Source organism: Gilvimarinus sp. F26214L, assembly GCF_054401055.1.
In genome coordinates this window covers 1-546 of record NZ_JBTIYG010000045.1, presented here as the reverse complement: position 1 = coordinate 546, position 546 = coordinate 1, and the positions used below count along the sequence as shown (strand labels likewise).

Here is a 546-nt window from a genome sequence, read left to right as displayed (position 1 = left end):
TGCCATTAACAAGGCGTTGTTGCGGACCACTTTTCCGCTGGCGCTACAAAGTGTCCGCAAAACGCGGCGTTAAATGTAAGGCTAGCATGGAAGATTTTCCCGAATTGTATGAGCTATTAGGTCTATTTGCGGCAGAGCCGGAGCTTACCGACCGAGATGTTCCTTGGTTTTACAATCGGCTTGCCTATCGAACCGAGCGGGGCGACAACAAAATATACTGTGCGATTGAGCCAGGATACGGACAAGTAGTTCTAATATGGGAAAAAGCAGGCGTGCTTGTGGCCTCACTGAACCTAGAGGGTATTGTTGGTTTAAAGGTAATCTCGGAAAAGGGTATCGAGAAAATGGTCGCTACATTCCGTCCGTCAACGAAGTTGTTGGATTTTGAGTTTCAGCTTAAACCGACAATTAGCTTGAAGTGGGGGAATCAGCTTAATGAATAATACATTTAACAAGCGCAGGCACAGCGATCGCTTTTCCATTGCGGCTGCGCCTTCATTACAAAGCCACGCGTGCTGCGGGCGTTAATGTGCGCTCTGCCGTTTG

At 48.2% G+C, this 546-nt stretch carries 1 protein-coding gene; it reads left to right on the top strand.

Annotated features, from left to right (window positions below):
* Positions 1-443 (top strand): hypothetical protein (locus tag ACURWW_RS17255; RefSeq protein WP_445618390.1); only part of this gene is annotated, 443 nt, incomplete at its 5' end.
* Positions 444-546: the final 103 nt, after the last annotated feature.